General features: G+C 70.6%; 1 protein-coding gene. It reads left to right on the top strand.

Annotation, left to right across the window (positions count from 1 at the left end):
- A partial coding sequence (locus tag U8525_RS34520) for a condensation domain-containing protein (RefSeq protein WP_374270979.1) occupies nt 1–367 on the top strand: 367 nt, incomplete at both ends.

Raw genomic sequence — 367 nt, 5'->3', positions numbered from 1 at the left:
TCTTCGAGTCCCCCACCGTGGAGGCCCTGGCCGGACGGCTCCACGGAAGCGCGAGCTCCCTTGCGCCGAAGCTCCCCCTCGCCACTCATGGCGGCCCGGTTCCGCTCTCCTTCGCCCAGCAGCGCCTCTGGCTGTTGGATCAGCTCCAGCCCGGGGATGCCTCCTACAACATCCCCACCGCCCTCCAGCTCACCGGGCGCCTCGACGTCGAGGCCCTGCGCCGTTCCTTCCAGTCCCTCATCCAGCGCCATGAGGCCCTGCGCACCACCTTCCACCAGCACCAGGACCAGCCCTTCCAGACCGTCCATGCCGCTGGTGCGTGGACGCTGCCGCTCGTGGACCTCTCCGCCTCTCCGGAGGCGCTGCG

The organism is Corallococcus sp. RDP092CA, assembly GCF_041903675.1.
Taxonomy (GTDB): domain Bacteria; phylum Myxococcota; class Myxococcia; order Myxococcales; family Myxococcaceae; genus Corallococcus.
This window is presented reverse-complemented; position numbering and strand designations above follow the sequence as displayed.